We start from the raw sequence: 20,146 nt of genomic DNA, 5'->3' as shown, positions 1-20,146 counted from the left end.
GCGGACCGGCCCGTGACGAGCGTGCCCCTCCCGAGGGGGTTCGTGGTTAGGGACGCCCGTTATGCGGATCGACCGCCGAGGAACGCCAATGACTGACGTAGCCGTCCTCGGTGGTGGTATCGGCGGCCTCACCGCGGCTCACGAACTCGCCGACCGCGGGCTCGACGTGACCGTCTTCGAGGCGAACGACCGGTTTGGCGGGAAGGCCCGATCGATGCCCATCACGGACGAATCCGGGGCGCTACACGGCGAGCACGGCTTTCGCTTCTTCCCGGCGTTCTACCGCCACGTCGTCGAGACGATGGAGCGCATTCCGACCGACGGCGGGACGGTCGCGGACAACCTCGTCGAGACCGAGGCGACGCTCATCGCGAGTACGACAGCCCCGGAGCGGATCGCCGAGACCAGTTCGCCCGACTCGCTGCGCGGCTGGCTCGAGGCGCTGCGGCCGGCCTTCGCCGAGGACCTGCCCCGCGAGGACGTTCGCTTCCTGCTCGAGCGACTGCTGTACCTGCTGACCGCCTGCGAACAGCGGCGCGAGGCGGAACTCGACGAGATTTCCTGGTGGGAGTTCATCGACGCCGAGCACCGCTCACAGGAGTTTCGAGACCGACTCGCCTACGCCACCCAGGCGCTCGTCGCGCTCCGCCCGCAGGTCGGCAGCGCCCGCACTGTCGGCACCATTTACCTGCAGTTGCTGTTCGGCCAACTCGATCCGAGCGAGCCGACCGAGCGAATCCTGAACGCGCCGACGAACGAGGCCTGGATCGATCCGTGGGTGCGCCACCTCGAGACGCTCGGCGTCGAGTTCCGGGCGAACACCCCTGTACGGGACCTCGCGTTCGATGGACGACGGATCACCGGTGTCGAACTGGCCGACGGTCGAACGATCGCGGCCGACGAGTTCGTGCTGGCCGTTCCGGTGGAAGTCGCCCCCGCGTTCGTCACGCCTGCACTGCGCCGGGCCGCGCCGGAATTGGGCCGGATCGAGCGCCTCGAGACGGCCTGGATGAACGGCATCCAGTTTTACCTCTCCGAGGATGTCGAACTGACGCGGGGCCACCAGGTCTACGCGGACGCCCCGTGGGCGCTGACCTCGATCTCGCAGCGTCAGTTCTGGACCGACTACGACCTCGAGACGCGCGGTCCGGACGATGTCGAAGGGGTCCTGTCGGTGATCGCCTCCGACTGGGATACACCGGGAATCGTCCACGAGAAGCCAGCCAGAGACTGTACGCGCGAGGAGATCGCCGCGGAGGTCTGGGCGCAACTCAAGACCCACCTGAACGGGGCCGACCGGCGGCTGCGGGACGACATGCTGGTCGAGTGGTTCCTCGATCCGTCGATCGTCGAAACCGAAACCGGCGTCGAGAACCGCTCGCCGCTGTTGATCAACACCGTGGGGTCGCTCCGGAACCGGCCGCCGGCCGACGTCGGCGTCCGGAACCTCACGCTGGCGAGCGACTACGTGCGAACGAACACCGATCTCGCCTCGATGGAGTCGGCCAACGAGGCCGGTCGCCGCGCGGCCAACGCCGTCCTCGATCGACGGGGTGGACGGGGGCGGGCGCGGATCTGGGAACTCAGAGAGCCCGCCGTGTTCGAGCCGCTCAAACGACAGGACCGGCTCCGATATCGCCTCGGGCTGCCACATCCGGCGGCGGTGACCCAGTCGCTCCGCGGGGTCACCAGACGCCTCGGCGAGCGCGTCTGAGAGCCGGGGTCCGCCGGGACTCGAGGGGAGCGAAACGCCGCCGATACCCGGGTCGCAGGCCTTAACAGTCGTCGCCGCGACATTCAACTCATGACTGACCGAGACGACGATCGCGACCATCGCTTCTCCGAGGGAGAGGGGTTCGGCGATCCGTACGAGGAGTTCGACCTGGATCCGCCGGAGCTCGGCATCGACCCGTCGAAGGTCGACCCCGTCGACTCCCGTGTCGTCACCGACACGCTCGACCAGCACAACATCGACCAGGACGACGTCGACGCGAGCGAACTGCTCGACATCGGCCTGAGCTACATGCAGATCAACCGCTATGAACAGGCCACCGACGCCTTCGAGCGAACCGCCCGCTACGCCGAGGACGACAAACTCGAGCAGGAGGCGTGGGTGAACAAGGGCGTCGCCCACGGCGAACTCGAGGAGTGGGACGAGGCGATCGGCGCTCACCGAGAGGCCTTACGCATCGACGAGGAGAGCGAACACGCTGCCACCGCCGAGACCAACCTCGCCTACGCCCTCTGGGAGTTCGGCGAGACGAGCGAGGCCTTAGAACACGCCGAGCGCGCCATCGAGATCGATGAGCGCTTCGCCGCAGGCTGGTTCAACCGCGCGTTCTTCCTCTCGGAACGCGGGCTGTCCGAGGAAGCGCTCAACTGCGTCGACAACGCGATCCGGCTGGGCCTGCGCAACGCCAAGGTGCTCGAGACGAAAGCCGAGATCCTCGAGGAACTCGGCGAGTTCGATCAGGCCGAGGAGATCGCCGACGAAGCGAATCGGATGCGCGAGCAGGCCGAACGGGAGATGATGGACGACCGCGAGGAGATGTACGGGCAGGCGAGCGGCGATGCCGGCGCTGGCGGCGGTCCGGGAGCCGGACGTGGCGGTGCCGGCGCTGGCCGCGGCGGTCGCGGCGCGAACCGCCAGACACCGCCCCAGCGACAGGGCGATATCGGACTGGATGACCTCGGCGTCGCCGATCTCGGCATCGGAGACGACGCGGACGAGGACCGCGAGCGGGAGCTCGAGTGATCGGATGATCGTCAACGAGCGACAGACACAGGAGGGGCTGCTGGTCGCCGTCTGCGACGAGGACGTGCTCGGCGAGACCTTCGAGGACGGCGAGCTCTCCTTGACCGTCACCGAGGAATTCTACGGCACCGATGTGGTCGACGAGCGCGCAGCGGTCGAGAGTCTCGCCCAGGCGGACGTCGCCAACATCGTCGGCACCCGCGCCGTCGAACTCGCCGTCGAAGAGGGGTTCGTCGACGAGGCGAACGTCCTCGAGGTGGGGGCGACGCTGCACGCGCAGTTGTTGCAGATGCAGTGATACGGTCTGCTGAACCGATTCACAGCGGGCCGTATAAGCCGGTGGGAACCGCGCACCGGTCGCGGCCGGGCAAGCGCCGATGGAGACCGATTTGCCGGACGGGAGTCGAAGCCGCAACGTGCTGTCTCGTTCTCGAGCAATTCACCCCCAGCTTTGCCGACGACAAACTGGCCACCGAGATCGTCGTGGGCTCGTACTTGCCCTTCCAGTACGGGCCGGCGGTTAGCAGTTCCCAGCGGGCGACGAACACGATAGAGAGCCCGACGACGGCCATCGATGCCCCTGCAGACGGCAGCCGAGACATCGACGGCCGGCCGCTCCATCTCGACCGGTCACGCTCCAGATCGCCGGCGGCGAACTGCGCTCGCCGTCCGTCGTCTCCCCCTATCGGATACCAAACGTGTTTGGAGCCACCCCTATCCGTGCGGCCGTCGACCGACTCACTGCGGCAGGGAACCCACCAGAACCGCTCCACCACTCCCCTGCCGCTCCCCTCCACCCCGTCTCCATCCACCTTTCCTCCCCACTCCACTCATCTCCCCCCGTGACCCACACTGCTCGCCCAGCGCATCGTGGCCTGAGCCGCCAGCCCGCTTGTGTCGGAACCAGCCTCGTATCGGCAAGCCAAGCCGGTTCGACCCGCGGCCGGACCGCGCGGCCGGTTTCGGACCGAAGGAGTGTTTTGTGTGCGGTCCGTTCTACTCACCAATGAGCCAACGGAACCTCGAGGCGCTCGACGTCGGCGCGATTCGGGAGGCGTTCCCGATCCTGCAGCGGGAGTTCAACGGCGAGCAACTCGTCTATCTCGACAACGCGGCGACGACCCAGACGCCCGATCCGGTCATCGACGCGATGAGCGACTACTACCGCGAGTACAACGCCAACGTCCATCGCGGGATTCACCACCTGAGCCAGGAGGCCTCGATCGCCTACGAGGAGGCTCACGACCGCGTCGCCGAGTTCATCGGGGCCAACGGCGGCCGCGAGGAGATCGTCTTCACCAAGAACACGACCGAAGCCGAGAACCTGGTCGCCTACGCGTGGGGGCTGAACGAACTCGGCCCCGGCGACGAGATCGTCCTCACCGAGATGGAACACCACGCCTCGCTGGTCACGTGGCAACAGATCGGCAAGCGCACCGGGGCCGAGGTCAAGTACATCCGGATCGACGACGACGGCCGCCTCGACATGGACCACGCCGCCGACCTCATCACCGACGACACCGCGATGGTCTCGGCGGTCCACGTCTCGAACACGCTCGGCACCGTCAACCCCGTTTCCGACCTCGTCGACATCGCCCACGACCACGACGCGCTGGCGTTTATCGACGGCGCACAGGCCGTTCCCAACCGGCCCGTCGACGTCGAGGCCATCGACGCCGACTTCTACGCGTTCTCGGGCCATAAGATGGCCGGCCCCACCGGCATCGGTGCGCTCTACGGCAAGAAGGCGATTCTCGAGGCCATGCAGCCGTACCTCTACGGCGGCGACATGATCACGAAGGTCACCTACGAGGAGTCCACCTGGAACGACCTCCCCTGGAAGTTCGAGGCCGGCACACCACAGATCGCCGAAGCCGTCGGCCTCGTCGCCGCGATCGACTACCTCGAGGACATCGGCATGGACCGCATCGAAGCCCACGAGCAGGAGCTGGCTCGCTACGCCTACGACCAACTCGACGCGGAACCGGACGTGGAGATCTACGGCCCCGAACCTGGCCCCGACCGCGGCGGCCTCGTCGGCTTCAACCTCGAGGGCGTCCACGCCCACGACCTCGCCTCGATCATGAACGACCACGCGGTCGCGATCCGCGCGGGCGACCACTGTACCCAGCCGCTCCACGACAAACTGGGCGTCGCGGCCTCGGCTCGCGCCTCGTTCTACGTCTACAACACGAAAGCGGAGATCGACGACCTGGTCGCGGCGATCGACAACGCGCGGCAGTTGTTCGCGTAAGCGAACGCTGACCGCGAGACACGACACGTTCACTGGCGCTCGAGGGCCGTCTCAGCAAGCACCGCGAGCCAAGGTTCGAAGTGGAGTTACCGCTTCGGAGGGATGAGGGAACTGTTCGCGTCCCCACCGCTCGTCTCGGAATTATGGAACGTTCGTCGACCCCCGGGAGGTATTCCAGAAGTAACGGTCGACGAAACGAGTGCCGTTAATCCAAGCGTATTAGATACTGTAGGACCGATATGAAGCATGGTTTCAGAAGGACCCTTGTAGGGTTGAAGCCGTCTTTCTCGCGCCGACGTTGCGCGACCCGAACGGTTTCAGAAGGACCCTTGTAGGGTTGAAGCCACTGGAACTGGAGTGGATCACCGATGACTACTGACGGTTTCAGAAGGACCCTTGTAGNGAAGGACCCTTGTAGGGTTGAAGCCACTGGAACTGGAGTGGATCACCGATGACTACTGACGGTTTCAGAAGGACCCTTGTAGGGTTGAAGCAGTAGAACACGGAATAGTGGGTTAAAACTAAGTAGTGTTTCAGAAGGACCCTTGTAGGGTTGAAGCGACGAGTTGCTTCCGCATCGCGACCGCGTTCAGGAGGTTTCAGCAGGACCCTGGTAGGGTTGAAGCAAGGTCTCTCCGGTCAGGCACGTCGGGACCCCTCACGTGCGAGGAGGCGACTCGAGCAACGACAAAAAACGAGTGCTCGGCGGCCCGTTATTCGCGCTCAAGGCTGCCGGGCGGGACGGAACAGCCACAGGGGGTGGCGGTGGCGTCACTGGGGTCGGTGACGGTCACGACCCAGACGGGACGGCCGCAGGCGGGGCAGTCGGAAAGCGACCAGTCGGTCGCGTCAGCCGCCTCATCGGCCGGCTCCGTCCTCGTACTGGCCGGATCGACCCGCTCGTCGTGACCGGTCATCGCGACCGCCGTGGCCGCTGCGGCCGGTCCCGAGCATCGGGCGCTGTCGCTGGTCGGTGGTGTTGATTCCGTCGTCGTGCGGGACGTTTATATCCCGGTAGAATGTACGCAATCATGCTTGCAACTTCCTCGGTGGGGATTGGAAGCCAGTCTCGGGTGCTCTGACACCCGGGGCATTATCGATACGTGACCCTCCGCTCGCGCGTTTGGAGAGCGACTTCCATGCTGATTGTCAGTCCATAGTAACTCATATCTATTGTTCACCGCCTGGAGAAATACCGTACACGGCTCGAGTATCCAAGGATCGACCGCTCGCCGTCGCGACGCGACTCGCAATTCGGTCGCGGTAGTGGAGACGGCGTCCGCGCCGAACCAACTGGTATGGGTTCGGTGACTGTTCAGCGAGCGTGACACGGATGTTTTACCTGTACACGTGGTACCGTCCCCCAAATGTCCACGGAAGGCGAACGAACGGGGGAGCAAATCGATATCCTGCTGGTCGAGCCGAACCCCGGCGACAGCCGGCTCTTCGCGGAACAGTTCAGGGACGCGAAACTCCTGAACACGATTCACATCGTCTCCGACGGCGACTCGGCGCTCGATTTCGTCCATCAGCGAAACGAATACGCGGACGAATCGTGTCCGGACATCGTCCTCCTCGAGCCCCAGTTGCCCGGCAAGAGCGGGATCGACATCCTCTCGGAACTGAAAAACGACCCGGTGCTGGCCGAGATTCCAGTCATCGTACTCACCAGTTCCGACGCCGGGGAGAAGATCATCCGGTCACACGGGCTCGAGGCGGACACCTACATGCAGAAGCCGGTCGAACCCGAGGACTTCGTCGAGTTCGTTCGATCGATCGAGGAGTTCTGGTTCGCGATCGTCCAGACGTCGTCGCAGTGATCGCGAGAGCGGGCGACCTTCGACCGCAACCATCTGAGACGACCCACGTCGCTGTCCGTCGGCCGCCGCCGGACCCCACGGACGGCACACTTATTTTCCAGCTGTCGAAATCACGCAGTAATGCTCGAGGCAGTTCGCGACCGCGCACGCCCGTATTTCGACGACGCGTCACCGGCCCACGACTGGCACCACGTCCAGCGGGTCGACACGCTCGCCGAGACCCTCGTCGACCGCCATCCGGACCCGGTCGACGACCGCGTGATTCGTCTCGCCGTTGCCCTCCACGATATCGGTCGCTCCAGGGAGGACCGCGGCGAGATCGACGATCACGCGACGTGGGGGATGCGAGAGGGTGGCCGGATCATGCGCGATCTCGGCGCGGCGACGGAGACGGTCGAACGCGTCCAGCACTGTATCCACGCCCATCGCTACTCGAACGACGTCGAACCCGCCACGCTCGAGGCGAAACTCGTCTCGGATGCGGACAACCTCGACGCGCTCGGTGCGGTCGGCATCGCCCGCGTGTTCGCCTACGGCGGCGAGATCGGCGAGCCGATCCACGACCCCGCCCAGCCGGTCGCCGCGGACGACACCGACGCCGGCGCGACCCAGTACAACCACGTCCACAAGAAGATTCTCGACCTGCCGGCGCGGATGTACACCGATGTCGGTCGGGACCTCGCCGCGGAGCGTGTGGCGTTCGTTCGCGCCTTTCTCGAGCGACTCGAGAGGGAAGTCGCGGGCGAGGCGTGACGAACCGGACGGCGACGGCTGACTGTCTCTCCGGAAAAGATAAAACAACAAACTTCTGAGAGGGTTTGTGTTCCCGCACCGATCGAGGGTCGGCATAGCGCCATCAGCGGCTCCCTGTTCATGGACGACGATCCTCGAGTCGTCGAAAACCGTGCGACAGCCTCGAACCCGCCGAATCCGGGTCTGGGAGCCTGCTTTCGGCCCCGGAACCCTTTTACAACTCACTGGCCTATCCGTATCCAACAATGGGACTGGGCTCCGATATGTACCGACAGCAGATTCTCGACCACTACAAGAACCCGCGTAACTACGGGGAACTCGAGGATCCCACTTTTACCCACATCGGGGAGAACCCGATGTGCGGCGACGAGATTCGCATGGATGTCAAACTCGCCGACGACGGGGAGACGATCGAACGGGTCGCCTTCCGGGGCGACGGCTGTGCGATCAGTCAGGCCGCCGCCAGCATGCTCTCGGGCGAACTCGCGGGCACGACGCTGTCGGAACTTCAGGAGATGGACCGCGACGACGTGATCGACATGCTCGGTGTCGACATCTCGCCGATGCGCGTCAAATGTGCCGTCCTCGCCGAAAAGGTGGCACAGGACGGCGCGGAGATTTATCAGGGCGAACTCGACGTCGACAAGACGACGACCGAGGACGACTGACGCCGCTTCGTCGCCGCCGGAAACCGAACATCGAGAGCCGCGTTCTCTTTTCCCGATCGGCGCTGTCGATCTCGGCGCGCGTTGCTGGTGCTGTTACCGCTCAGGTCCGACCTCGTACAGCGGGTTCGGGACGGTGCCGTGCTCGATCGCGTGGGGGCGCTCGGGACGGTCGCCGTAGCCGATATCGATCATCCGATTGCGGTTCAGCGTCAGCTTCGGGAGCGTCGGCTCGAGCAGGTCGAACAGTTCGAACCGCTCCTCGAGTTCGGGGAACCGGTCGTGGTAGTCCTCGATCGCGGTCCGAACCTGCCCCCAGAACTCGGCCTCCGGATAGTCGTGGTGGCGACTCAGCAGGTCCGACAGGTAGCGATAGACACCGACGAACAGCCCGTAGACGACGAACAGACGCAGTTCCTTCGGGGGAACCGAGAGGAGCACGTCGTCAAGGTCGTCGGGCAGTCCCTGGAGTTCCGCCAGCGGTGCTTCGGCGACGTTGACGTCGTCGACGAAGTCCTTGACGGCGAGCCTGGACGGGCGGTCGTCTTCGAGGACGAGGATCGTGTTCTCCCCGTGTGGCGAGAAGGCTGTTCCGTACCGGTAGAGGTAGTGCAGGAGCGGCGGGAGCATCGTGGCGAACAGTTCGTCGAGCCATTCGGAGAGCTCGAGATCGGAACGCTCGACGAGTTTCGAGATGACCGGCTCGCCGTCCTCGACGTGCAACAGCGCGGAGAGCGTCATCGCCCGTTCGTCGTCGTCGATGAGGGCCGTCACGCTCTCGCGCCAGACACAGCCCAGCAGTTCGTTGTACTGGTAGGCGGGGGCCTCGAGCGCGTCGAACGTCGGGTGATCGAAGTTCACGCCCGCGATTTCGCCGGGGAGGACGACCTCGCACTCGTCACGCAGGAACGGGTCCGAGTCCCGAACGTCTTTGACGTATGCCGTGACCAGCGGCGCGGCCTCGGTGCGTTCGCCGGGGAGGCCACGCCAGACGAGCGTATTGATGATCTGCATCGGAAGCTTGACGTTGTGTTTCGTCGGCTCGTCGGCGTTGACGAACGTCCGGACCGACTGCATGGGCAGATATTCGTCCGGTCCGGTCCCCAGTGGGACGATGTCGTCCGTCGCGAGCTGCCGGCCGAACAGGGGGACGATTGCGTTCTCCCACTGCCAGTCGTGGACTGGCACGAAGAAGTAGTCGTCGGGCTCGAGCCCGCGCCCCTCGAGTTCGGCCCGAAACTCCGCGTAGTAGTCGCCGAGTTCCGACTCGAGCAGCGTCTCGTGGTCGAGATCCGCGACGCTGACGAACGCGGCGGCCTCGCGGGAGACGGCACACCACGAGAGCCGGATCGGTTCGGACCGCTCGGGCGCGTAGTCGCGGTAGTCGTCGTACCCCCAGCCGATCCGGCCCTTGTTGAACGTGAGCCACGGGTGGCCGGTCATCTCGCCCTCGATCTCGGCGTAGGACATGTCGACGACCGACCGGTCGGCCTCAGTGCCGACGGAGCGCTCGGCGGGAGCGGCACTCTCGTCGGCGTCGATGTGGGCGTCCGCCAGCAGCGTGTTCGTGTACTCCCGAACCAGATGGCTGGCGGTGATCGAATCCATGTCGATCGTCGGCTCGAGGTCGACGACGAACGTGAGGGGATCGTCGGCGGGTTCGAACCCATCGCCGGCGTCGCGCTCGATCGAGTCGGCGCGAACGCTGATCGAGTTCCAGAACCGCTCGACGGCGTCGAAGCGATACCGGACCCCCTCGAGAGCGATCTCGTACGTGCGCCACTCGCCGTCCGAGTCGTCGGCCGGCGGGTCGTCGATCGGCTCCGGCTCGAGGATGTCCTCGTAGGTGAACTCCTGAAGAATCTTCCCGAGCAGCTCCCGCCCGACATCGGTCCAGCGGTCCGCGGTCAGCACGTCGTCTAGCGTCGCGATTCCGTCGAGTCCGTACTCCGTCTCGGTGTCGTGTCGTGGGTTCTGCATGAGTTACTCCGTGTTGAGCGACAGCGATTGCGGTCCGTCGGTGTGTACCGACGCGTGGTCGGCGAACTGGTCGACGTCGAAGTCCTGGAAGACGGTGGTCCGATCGACGGGGTACACCGCTCGATCGGCGAGCCGATCGACGATGACCGCGTTCCGATAACAGCCCAGTCCGAGGTCCGGCGTCCCGACGCCGTGGCTATGCAACGCGGCGTTCTGGACGAACACGCGGCCGGCGTCGTCGTCCGGGCCGCCGAACGCCCCATCGAGGCGATAGTCCGCAGTCACGGAGAGCCGCCCCCGGTCGTCGAACGCGATCCGGTCCGCGATCGGTTCGAGGAACGTCGGCGTCGGCCGCCGATAGCCCGTGCCGAAGATCACGGCGTCGGTCTCGAGGACGAACGCCCGCTCCTGGTGGCGCTGTTCGCACGCGAGCCAGTAGTTGCCCGCGACCCGCTCGAGATCGCGGACTTCGGTCGTCGCGAGCATGCCGAAGTCGGGGTCGCGGTCGCCGATCGACCGCTCGTAGAGCGTATCGTAGATCCGCTCGCTGGTCTCGGGATCGATCCCCTTGTACAGCAGGTCCTGGTCGGCGAGCAGGTCATCCTTGCGCGACTGGGGCAGGTCGTAGAAGTACCGCGTGTACTCGGGCGTAAAATGTTGGAGCCCGAGTTTCGAGTACTCCATCGGAAAGAACCCGTCCGAGCGGGTGAGCCAGTCGAGTCGGTAGCCGTGGGTCGACTGGCGCTCGAGCAGGTCCAACACGACCTCGGCGGCGCTCTGCCCGGAGCCGACGACGGTGATCGCGTCGGTCTCGAGGGCGTCGGCGCGGCGCTCGAGGTAGTCGGCGGTGTGAAACAGCGGCGCGGTGCCGTCGGCGTGGTCGCGGGCGACCGCCGGCAGGGCGGGCCGGGAGCCGACGCCCATGACGAGGTCGTCGGCCCGGTAGCGGTAGCGCTGGCCCGTCTCGGGGGCGACGGCCTCGACGACGAACGGACCGCCCGCCGCCGCGTCGTCGGTGTCGCCGTCGGCCTCGGACTCGACGCTCGTCACCTCGCGCTCGAACTGGGTCGTCGGAACGCGCTCGGCGACCCAGCGCAGGTACGCGTCGTACTCACGGCGCGGGATCTGGAACGTCTCGTAGAAGTAAAACTCGTAGATGCGGTCGCGCTCGCGGACGTAATTGAGGAAGCTGTGCGGGTTGGTGGGATCGGCCAGCGTCACCAGATCCGCGAGGAACGGCACCTCGAGAGTGGCACCCTCGATCAGCATCCCCTCGTGCCAGGCGAATTCGGGTTCGCGCTCGAGGAAGACCGCGTCGAGGTCGAGCGCGGCGTCCGCGCCGTCGAGCAGCGCCGCGAGCCCGAGGTTGAACGGGCCGAGGCCAATGCCGAGGACATCGTAGTGACCGCGGTCGATGACGGACCGATCGTCGCTGCCGTCGGCCTCGGCGGGACGGGCCCCGCCGTGCTCAGTCACCGCCGCTCACCTCGGGAGGATCGCGAGTCGGCCTCGGCCGTCGCCGGCGGCCAGATTTCGCGTTCGAACCGCTCGCGCGTGCAGACGGCAAACGTCGCGGTCTTGTCCGCCTCGTGGAACTCGAACTCGCGGCGCGGTTCGAACCCACACCGGGCCGCGGTCGCGAGGACCGCCTCGTTACGGGCGTCGGGTTCGGCGATGACGCGGTCGGTCTCGGGGTGGCGAAACTGGAGCGCGACCATCGCGCGGAGCAGTGGGACCGCGTACCCCTCGCCGAGGTATTCTTCCGGCCCGATCAGGAGGTGAATCCCCTGATCGGCCGGCTCGGCGTCGTAGTACGCTGCGACATCGTCCGCCGCGGCCCAGTAGCGCTCCCAGTAGCTCATCGGGACGTGATCGAGACAGCCGACGTACAGCGTCTGGTGGTCGTCCGCGAGTTTCTCCCGCAGCGTCTCGCGGAAGGCCGGCAGCGGTTCGTCGAGGTCCCAGTAGGGCTTGACGTGCTCCGATCCCAGCCACGCGTGCAGGCGACCGAGGTCGCGCTCGAGCGAGACCGGCCGGAAGCCGACGTGGCGGTCGATCGTCTCGTCGTAGTACTCGAAATCGTACGCCGAGACGACCGTCGCATGGGAGCCGCGAGTCGGCTCGCGAGCCGTCATCGGGTCACCTCCGACGGTCCCGACGGGGACGATTCGTCGAGGGTTGCCGACGCCGGCCGATCGACCAGCGGATTGCGCACGTCGGCGTACACCGACTGCTCGTCGAGCGAGGGCGCGTCGAGTTCGTCCAATCCGCGGAACCGCGTCAGCAAGTTCGCCTTGCAGGGGACGGTTTCGGACTCGAGCAGCGGGTCCAGGATCGCCGTCCCCGGCCGATCGAACTCCCGGAGCGACTCGAGTTCCTCGCGGAGGACGTCGAGCAGCCGCCCTTCCGGAACGAGCCCCGCGGTCCCGAAGGCGTTGATCACGCCGAGGGCGTTGTTGAGCACGACGTAGTAGCGGATGCGCTCGTCGGCAACTGCGTCGGGACAGATCGAGCCCGCCCGCTCGCCGACGCCGGGGCAGACCTCCTCGAGACGGTCGGAGGCGGATTCGGGGAAGTAGTAGCCCTGATTGTCCCGATAGCGGAACGTATCGGGATAGCCCGCCTCGTCCAGCGTGAGGACGCTGTTTTGCTGGTGGGCCTCGAGCCCGATCCCGCGCTCGAGGTAGAGCCACAGCAGCGGTCGGATCGAAATCGCGAGGTAGCGGCGGAACCACTCCTCGCTGACAGCGGCGGCGTCGCGGCCCTCGCGGTCGGCGATCGAGGCGACGATCCGACCCAGCCGGGATCGGCCGTCCCCGATCGCGTCCTGACAGAGCGCGACGACGGGCGTCGCCCGTCGAGCGGCCTCGCCACGGAAGGGGTTCTCCCGGAGGACGACTTCGAAGCCGGACTCGTCGCCGGCGTCGACCACGTCGGGATCGATCGTCAGGTACGCCGGATCTCGAACCACGTCGAAGTCGGGGTAGCGGTCGCGCAGGTCGTCGCCGAGTTCGGTCGCCAGCAGGTCCGAAATCGCGACGCCGCGCTCGAGTTCCGGCCGCTCGTTCGTCCGCACCGAGTTCGTGATCTCGACCGCGAGCGATCCCTTGATCATGAACGGAGCCGTCGGGGCGTACAGCGTCCGGACGGACGTCGTCGGATAGAATTCGCGACCCAGCGGGCCGATCGACTCGAGTTTCCCCGCCGAAACGAGGTCCTGTACGTCGGGCCGCTCGAGCAGGCGGTCGGCCTGCCACGGATGGACCGGCAGGAGGACGGCGTCGTCGGCGAAGGAGTCCGCGAGTACGGAGTCGTCGACGGCCGGATCGTCCCGGAGGGCCGTCCGGACCCACGCGGCGGCGGAGTCGTCGCGTGCGGAGTCGCTCTCGACGATGTCGGGATCCGCGCGGACGTAGTGCAGGCGGAACGACCCCTCGAGTTCCGGGGCGTAGCGCTCGGCGTTGCGCTCCATACCCCGGCGGCTCTTCGGCGTCGGGTGGCGGAGGTGGCCGAAGACGAGCGATTGTTCGGCTTCGCGGAACGTAAAGTCCGGTCCGTACAGGGTCTCGCCGTCGTCGGCGCGGGCGTCGACGTACCGCTCGACGTTCTGGCAGGAGCGAACGACCCGCTCGAGGAGGTCGTCGCGGTTCGGGTCCGCGCCGCGTGTGAGCTCGAGTTCCTTCGTCACGAGCGTCGCGAGCGTCGCGTAATCGAGTTCGACCGGGTCGCCGTCGGAGCCGGCGCGGTAGGAGGCGGGCAGCTCGAACAGATGGCGGCCGGTCGGGGATCGATACGCAACGGGGGCGAAGCACTCGATCCCCTGGGCTGCAAGCGGGAGCCGCAGGACGAGCCCGCTCGGCGGTGTACGGTCGATCGGGGCGTCCGCCGCGGCGACGAACTCGCCGGTCCCGGTTTCGTGGCAGTAGCAGTTCAGGAAGCTGTGCATCGTCGCGTCGCGTGCGACACGCGTCGCGTCGACGCGTTGCTCGTCGCTCGGCGTTCGTGTGGATGGGTGTGCAGTCATGCGGAATCGATTGTCTCTCGATCGCGTTCGATCGTCTCACCGTAGTCGATGACCGCCTGGAGCGCCGCTCGGAGATCCCAGCGCGTCGTCTTCGGGTTCAACAGGGTGAGCTTCAGCGCGGCGGTGCCGTCGACCTCGGTCCGAGCGAGGACGACCTCGCCGTCGGCCAGGAGTTCATCCCGAATGGCACGGTTCACCCGGTCGATAGCGGCCGTGGAAGCGGATTCGGGCCGCTCGTCGGACGCCGCCGCTCGAGCGGCGGCGTCCGATCGGGCCGGCCGATACCGGAAGACGACCGCGCTCAGGGCTGGCTCGCAACACAGTTCCAGCGCCGGTTCGGCTCGAATATCGGCGGCGACGGCGTCGGCCAGGTCACAGACGTACTCGATGCAGTCGGCCACGCCCGTCCGACCCAGGGCGTTGAACGTTACGAACGGCTTCAGCGCGTCGAAGCGGCGCGTCGTCCGGGTCGATTTCGAGACGAGGTTCGGGACGCCCGCCGCGTCGTCGCGCTCAGGGTTGAGATAGGTCGCGTTGCGCTCGAGGAAGCGATAGCGGTCGCCGTCGCGCAGCAGGAAGGCCCCGCAGCCGATCGGCTGGTAGAACAGCTTGTGGAAGTCGACGCCGATCGAATCGGCGCGGTCGATCCCCGCGAGCTTCGGCCGGAGACGGTCGCTGATCGCACACGCGCCCCCGTAGGCGGCGTCGACGTGGAACCACAGGTCGCGCTCGGCGGCCCGGTCGGCCAGCTCCGCGAGCGGGTCGATACTGCCGAAGTCCGTCGTGCCGGCGGTGCCGACGAGCGCGAACGGATGCCGACCCTCGCTCTCGAGTCGCGCGAGCGTCTCGTCCAGCGCCTCGAGATCGAGCCGCCGCTCGTCGTCGGTCGGGACCGTGACGACCGCGTCCTCGCCGAGCCCGAGGTGGTGGGCGGCCTGTTCGGCGGTGAAGTGGGCGGCCGCCGAGCAACACAGGCGGAGGTCAGTCGCCTCGGGCGGCAGCCCCGCGGTCTGGACATCGCGATCGAACCGCGTCTGACAGTACCAGTCGCGAGCCAACAGCAAGCCGAGGAAGTTCGATTCGGTGCCGCCGCCGGTGAAGACGCCGTCAGCGCCGGCCGGATAGTCGAAGAGATCACAGCAGGCGTCGACGACGCGCTCTTCGAGGACGGACGCCGCCGGGGCCTGATCGAACGAATCCAGCGACTGGTTGGTCCCCGAAAGCAACAGCTCCGCGGCCAGCGCCGGGATCGCCGGCGGACAGTGAAGGTGAGCGACGCAGCCGGGGTCGTGGACCCGGACGGAGTCCGCGAGCACGTCCTCGCCGACCGTCTCGAGGACGGCCGCAAGCGGGTCGCCTTCGTCGGGGAAGACGGTCAGCTCGTCGATCCGCTCGCGGAGCGTCTCGTGGTCGGTCCCCGCGTAGGGTCCGTCGGCCGTTGCGAACGAGTCGACGAGACAGTCGCGTGCCCGGTCGATCGCGTCCTCGTAGGCGGCGTTGCCGGCCGGATCGCCGAGGAAGGCGTCCGCGGCGGGCGGCGGCGTCGGCTCGTCGGGTGCCGAACGGAACCGGCCGACCAGTCCGTCGCTCGTCATACCGGGGCCTCCGTGCGGTCGTGATCGTCCGCGACGGTCGCACGGATACTCTCGCGGACGATGTCGCCGATTTGGTCGATTCGCGAGGCCGAGATCGTCAGCGGCGGGAGGAACCGGACGACGCTGCCGTCGCGGCCGCCGGTCTCGACGATCAGCCCGCGGTCGAACGCCGCCGACTGGACCGCCGACGCCAGGTCGCCGTCCGCGGGGAAGCGACCGAGCGAGTCAGGCTCACCGTCGGGATCGACGAGTTCCATTCCCAGCATCAGCCCCCGACCGCGGACGTCGCCGACGACGTCGAAGGTCGCGGCCGTCTCCGCGAGGTGGTCTCGTAGCCGGTCGCCCATCGCGGCGGCGTGGTCCTCGAGATCGTGCTCGAGGACGTACTCGATGGTCGCCGTGCCGGCGGCCATGCCGAGCTGGTTGCCACGGAACGTGCCGGCGTGTGCGCCGGGCTCCCAGACATCGAGGGACTCGTCGTAGACGACGACCGACAGGGGGAGCCCGCCGCCGATGGCCTTCGAGAGCGTCATCACGTCGGGCACGATGTCGGCGTGCTCGATGCCGTACAGTTCGCCGGTGCGTCCGAGTCCGGTTTGAATCTCGTCGACGATCAGCGGCACGTCGCGCTCGCGGGTGAGCCGGCGCATCTCCCGGAGCCACTCGGCGGGCGCTGGCACCGCGCCGCCCTCACCCTGGACCGGCTCGAGGATCATCCCCGCGGGGTCGACGATTCCGCTCTCCGGATTCGAGAGGGTTCGCTCGACGTACTCGGCGCTTGTCCGCCAGCAATCCTCGTCGCCGAGCCCGAACGGACAGCGGAACTCGTAGGGATACGGGAGATGATGGACGTCCGGCATCAGTCCCGGAACCGGTTCCTTCGCCGCCGTATCGCCCATCAGTCCGAGCGCGCCGTTGGTCATCCCGTGATAGCCGCCCTGAAAGGCCAGCATCGACCGGTTGCCGGTGGCCGTTTTCACCACCTTCAACGCGGCCTCGACCGCGTCAGTCCCGGCGGGACTACAGAACTGGACCCGCGCGTTCTCGGCGAACTCGTCGGGAAGGCTCTCGAGCAGCCGATCGACGAACCGCTCTTTGACCGGCGTCGTCAGGTCCAGCGTGTGGACGGCCCGACCGCGCTCGAGCAGGTCCTCCATTCGCTCGACGACTGCGGGATGGTTGTGACCGAGCGCGAGCGTCCCCGCACCCGCCAGACAGTCGACGTACTCGTCGCCGTCGACGGACTCGATGATCGCACCCTCGGCGCGTTCGATCGCGAGCGGCAGCGAGCGGGGATACGTTCTCGCGTTCGACTCCCGACGCGCCTGCTGTGCGAGGAGCCGTTCGGCCGACGATCCACCGTCGGTCACGACCGCTCACCTCGCCGCGGTGACTGCCTTTCGACCCGATCCAATGGTAATTGCTTCGTCGGCATGCAGTCTTTAGGCCAGCCTAAACCAATAAAAGCGTACTGGTTTTTAGGCCAACCTAAAGCTTATATCGGAATTGCTGAAACGAAGCTATTCGGCAGACAGCGCGGCTAAGCAGCGGGCATGACCCACCGATCGATCGCCGCGCCGAAGGCTGCTCGAGCGCGAATCGAGTCGGTCATCGCCGGTCCGGCATCGGGACGAGCGGGCGACAGAGCGTCGAGACGGGATGATTTCGGAAAACGAGCGCTGCGCTCGCGGACGGACGACGGGACACGAGAAGCGGCATTCAGTTATAAGCAATCGCCATCGCGGGCGGCAGGTGACCGTTCGCCAGGGTTCACCGGCAGGCCGTGCTTCCCGCTCTCCGGGGGACGTGACGGTGCTCGATAAAACGGCACAGAAATGCTGTAGCGGACGGAAACGCCTATTCGGGCTTCAGGCCTTCGTCCTGCACCCGCATGACGGCCTCGCCGTCGGCCAGGTTCGGCGCGTCGACCAGTCGAACGATCCGCTTGTCACCCTTGGACTTGCGGAGGTAGATCCGGAACGTCGACTTGTGGCCCAGAATGTTGCCGCCGATCGGCTGGGTCGGGTCGCCGAAGTAGGAGTCTGGGTTCGAGGCTACCTGGTTGGTGACGATGACGGCGGCGTTGTAGAGGTTCCCGACCTTGTCGAGGTCGTGGAGGTGCTTGTTGAGTTTCTGCTGTCGGTCCGCGAGTTCGCCACGGCCGACGTACTCCGCACGGAAGTGGGCGGTCAACGAGTCGACACAGAGCAGTCGAACGGGATACTCCGAGTCCTCGTGTTCGCCCGCGAGCTCTTTCGCCTTCTCGGCGAGCAGCATCTGGTGGTTCGAGTTGAACGCCTTCGCGACGTGGATCTTCTCGAGGACGTCCTCAACGAGTTCGTCGACCGCGTCCTCGTCGTCCGCGGAGCCTTCGATTTCGCGGTCCTCGAGCGTCGCGTCGATGGCCTCGTCGGGCAGTCCGCGGACCATATCGTCGATCCGCTCGGGCCGGAAGGTGTCCTCGCTGTCCATGAAGATGGCGCTCCCGTGGAGGCCGCCGACCTCCTGTGGAAGCTGGACGTTGACGGCCATCTGGTGGGTGACCTGGGACTTACCGGCCCCGAACTCGCCGTATACTTCGGTTATCGACTGCGTCTCGATGCCGCCGCCGAGCAGGTCGTCGACCTCGTCGATGTGCCAGCTCAGCTTGCCGATTTCGTTTCGTCGCTCGAGGACCGTCGACCCGGTCTCGAACCCGCCGATGTCGGCGGCATCGCGGGCGGCGCGAACGATGTCCGCGGCCGTGGACTCGCCGACGTCGGCCGTGTTCGACAGTTCCGACGGCGAGGCGACGGCCAGACTCTGATAGGAGTCAAAGCCTGCATCGTGAAGTTTGTCTGCGGTCGCCGGTCCGACGCCGGGGAGTTCCTCGAGATCAGATTCGGGCATACTCCCTCGTTGTGCCGGCCCCCTCATAAACCCTCGTTAACAGGGAAGTGAAAGTGAAAGTGCGGGCCGGCGACGGGGTCGATCGAAGGGAAGGGCGTGCATTGAAATACGAAGGCGCGTCGAAGAAGCGAGATCGCGTCTCAGTGCGGGCGGTCGTCGGCATCCCACTCGAGGCAGTGGAGTCGTTCGGCCTCGCTACCGACGTAGAGCCGTTCGGCGGCGAGCGCGGGGGTTCCGCTGATGGCGTCGTCGGCCGCGAACTGCCACAGCGGTTCGGCGTCGTCGACGTCGATCCCGTAGAGCGAGCCGGTCGCGTCGCCGACGCAGAGCACGTCGCCGGCGACGACGGGACAGGAACGGATCGGGCCGTCGAGTTCGATCCCCTTCCGCGAGAACAGCCACCCGCGCAGTTTTCGCCGGCCGACGGTCGTATCGGTAACGTGACAGTAGCCGTCGTCGGCACCGATGAACGTCGTCTCGGCGGCCGCGAGCACGGTCACCGACGTGGTGAAGCCGTCGCCGATCTCGTAGGAGAACCACGTCTGCCCGGTGCCGGCGTCCAGCGCGAGCAGCGTCCCGCCGTCGTCACCGACGTAGACCCGCCCGTCGGCGATCGTCGGGCCGCCAGCGACCGCTCCGGTAGCCGGCGCAGTCCAGGCTTCCTCGCCCGTTTCGGCCGCGAGCGCCAGCACCGTCCCGGCCGTGGTCCCCGCGAACACTCGCTCCTCGGTCGCGCCCCACTGTTGATCCGGCTCCCGGACTCGCTCCGCGTCGCGCAGCGACGGCGCTTCCGGCTCGAGTGGGTCGTCACCCAGGGCTTCGCCCAGCGCGGAGCGGCGCTGCTCTCCCTCCCGTCCGTCGGCGATCGCCGGCGCGCCGACGACGGCCGAGTCGGTCTCGTGCGTCCACAGTTCCGTCCCCGTTTCGGCCTCGAGCGCGGAGAGACCGTCCGCGTGGCCGGCGTAGAGCCGGCCGTTCGAGAGGGCGAGGGCCGCCTCGAGCGAGCCCGGCAGCGCCGTCCGCCACCGTTCCTCGCCGGTGGCAGGATCGAGGGCGGAGACGGTCCCGTCGGCCGTTCCGAGGTACAGTCGTTCGCGGGTGACGACCGGCGTCGCGTCGGTCGCCGCCGTCGTCTCGAACGTCCACCGGCGACGACCCGTCTCCCGCTCGAGTGCGTAGCAGTTCCCCCGAGCCGTGCCGACGTAGACGGTGTCCCGATCGAGCACCGGCGACCCCGGCGGGCCGACGAGATCGGTCGTCCACGCCTCGCTCACGCGGGCCGGCCCCTCGAGCTCGCGGCGACGCCCCGAATTGTGCGGATCGGCCTTGCACTGGGTCCACTCAGTCACTGGTCGCGGCTACCGACTGCACCGGCATAACAGTAGGTGTCACCGCCCACCGGGGACACGGG

At 66.9% G+C, this 20,146-nt stretch carries 17 protein-coding genes; 7 read left to right on the top strand and 10 right to left on the bottom strand.

What is annotated here, in order from left to right; genetic code table 11:
• Window positions 1-88: 88 nt before the first annotated feature.
• The 3 genes from C486_RS11805 to C486_RS11795 all read left to right on the top strand — a co-directional run bounded on the left by C486_RS11805 (window position 89) and on the right by C486_RS11795 (window position 3,053).
• Complete coding sequence (locus tag C486_RS11805; RefSeq protein WP_008456361.1) at window positions 89-1,714, top strand: hydroxysqualene dehydroxylase; 1,626 nt, start codon at window positions 89-91, stop codon at window positions 1,712-1,714.
• Window positions 1,715-1,804: 90 nt separating this feature from the next.
• Complete coding sequence (locus tag C486_RS11800; protein WP_008456359.1) at window positions 1,805-2,755, top strand: tetratricopeptide repeat protein; 951 nt, start codon at window positions 1,805-1,807, stop codon at window positions 2,753-2,755.
• Window positions 2,756-2,759: 4 nt separating this feature from the next.
• Window positions 2,760-3,053 carry a DUF424 domain-containing protein gene (locus C486_RS11795; protein WP_008456355.1) on the top strand — a complete coding sequence of 98 codons (294 nt, stop codon included), beginning with the start codon at window positions 2,760-2,762 and terminating at the stop codon, window positions 3,051-3,053.
• A 19-nt stretch (window positions 3,054-3,072) separates the two neighbouring features.
• Here C486_RS11795 and C486_RS21020 read toward each other — a convergent pair whose 3' ends face one another.
• Window positions 3,073-3,585 carry a hypothetical protein gene (locus tag C486_RS21020; protein WP_152419165.1) on the bottom strand — a complete coding sequence of 171 codons (513 nt, stop codon included), beginning with the start codon at window positions 3,583-3,585 and terminating at the stop codon, window positions 3,073-3,075.
• A gap of 176 nt (window positions 3,586-3,761) precedes the next feature.
• Here C486_RS21020 and C486_RS11785 point away from each other — a divergent pair, with 176 nt between their 5' ends.
• A complete protein-coding gene (locus C486_RS11785) occupies window positions 3,762-5,009 on the top strand; it encodes an aminotransferase class V-fold PLP-dependent enzyme (protein WP_008456351.1) in 1,248 nt (415 codons plus the stop codon).
• 713 nt (window positions 5,010-5,722) lie between these two features.
• Here the strand turns inward: C486_RS11785 and C486_RS11780 are convergent.
• A complete protein-coding gene (locus C486_RS11780; protein ID WP_008456350.1) occupies window positions 5,723-5,926 on the bottom strand; it encodes a hypothetical protein in 204 nt (67 codons plus the stop codon).
• A gap of 450 nt (window positions 5,927-6,376) precedes the next feature.
• Between C486_RS11780 and C486_RS11775 the strand changes: the two genes are divergently transcribed.
• The 3 genes from C486_RS11775 to C486_RS11765 all read left to right on the top strand — a co-directional run bounded on the left by C486_RS11775 (window position 6,377) and on the right by C486_RS11765 (window position 8,250).
• Window positions 6,377-6,829 (top strand): response regulator, encoded by a 453-nt coding sequence (locus tag C486_RS11775; protein ID WP_008456349.1) that lies wholly within the window; start codon window positions 6,377-6,379, stop codon window positions 6,827-6,829.
• Between the two features lie 120 nt (window positions 6,830-6,949).
• Complete coding sequence (locus tag C486_RS11770) at window positions 6,950-7,582, top strand: HD domain-containing protein (protein WP_008456348.1); 633 nt, start codon at window positions 6,950-6,952, stop codon at window positions 7,580-7,582.
• Between the two features lie 245 nt (window positions 7,583-7,827).
• Complete coding sequence (locus tag C486_RS11765) at window positions 7,828-8,250, top strand: iron-sulfur cluster assembly scaffold protein (RefSeq protein WP_008456347.1); 423 nt, start codon at window positions 7,828-7,830, stop codon at window positions 8,248-8,250.
• Between the two features lie 93 nt (window positions 8,251-8,343).
• On the opposite strand, the gene C486_RS11760 is transcribed toward C486_RS11765, so the two are convergent.
• The 8 genes from C486_RS11760 to C486_RS11725 form a co-directional block, all read right to left on the bottom strand.
• Entirely contained in the window at window positions 8,344-10,227 is a 1,884-nt protein-coding gene (locus C486_RS11760) for an IucA/IucC family protein (protein WP_008456346.1), read from the bottom strand.
• 3 nt (window positions 10,228-10,230) lie between these two features.
• Entirely contained in the window at window positions 10,231-11,703 is a 1,473-nt protein-coding gene (locus C486_RS11755) for a lysine N(6)-hydroxylase/L-ornithine N(5)-oxygenase family protein (RefSeq protein ID WP_008456345.1), read from the bottom strand.
• Window positions 11,700-12,362: a GNAT family N-acetyltransferase gene (locus tag C486_RS11750; protein ID WP_008456344.1), complete on the bottom strand. Its 663-nt coding sequence runs from the start codon at window positions 12,360-12,362 to the stop codon at window positions 11,700-11,702. The genes C486_RS11755 and C486_RS11750 overlap by 4 nt, the downstream gene beginning before the upstream one ends.
• Window positions 12,359-14,251: an IucA/IucC family protein gene (locus C486_RS11745; protein WP_008456343.1), complete on the bottom strand. Its 1,893-nt coding sequence runs from the start codon at window positions 14,249-14,251 to the stop codon at window positions 12,359-12,361. The genes C486_RS11750 and C486_RS11745 overlap by 4 nt, the downstream gene beginning before the upstream one ends.
• A complete protein-coding gene (locus C486_RS11740) occupies window positions 14,248-15,846 on the bottom strand; it encodes a pyridoxal phosphate-dependent decarboxylase family protein (RefSeq protein ID WP_008456342.1) in 1,599 nt (532 codons plus the stop codon). Before C486_RS11740 ends, C486_RS11745 begins: the two co-directional genes overlap by 4 nt.
• Window positions 15,843-17,216, bottom strand: coding sequence for a diaminobutyrate--2-oxoglutarate transaminase (locus C486_RS11735; RefSeq protein WP_008456341.1), 1,374 nt, complete (start codon window positions 17,214-17,216; stop codon window positions 15,843-15,845). Before C486_RS11735 ends, C486_RS11740 begins: the two co-directional genes overlap by 4 nt.
• 487 nt (window positions 17,217-17,703) lie before the next feature.
• A complete protein-coding gene (radA, locus tag C486_RS11730; RefSeq protein WP_008456340.1) occupies window positions 17,704-18,735 on the bottom strand; it encodes a DNA repair and recombination protein RadA in 1,032 nt (343 codons plus the stop codon).
• 140 nt (window positions 18,736-18,875) lie between these two features.
• Complete coding sequence (locus C486_RS11725) at window positions 18,876-20,084, bottom strand: outer membrane protein assembly factor BamB family protein (RefSeq protein WP_008456339.1); 1,209 nt, start codon at window positions 20,082-20,084, stop codon at window positions 18,876-18,878.
• Between the last annotated feature and the right edge of the window lie 62 nt (window positions 20,085-20,146).

It is taken from the genome of Natrinema gari JCM 14663 (assembly GCF_000337175.1).
Taxonomy (GTDB): Archaea; Halobacteriota; Halobacteria; order Halobacteriales; family Natrialbaceae; genus Natrinema; species Natrinema gari.
The sequence above is the reverse complement of the archived record's forward strand: the minus strand, read 5'-3'. Positions and strand labels throughout refer to the sequence as shown.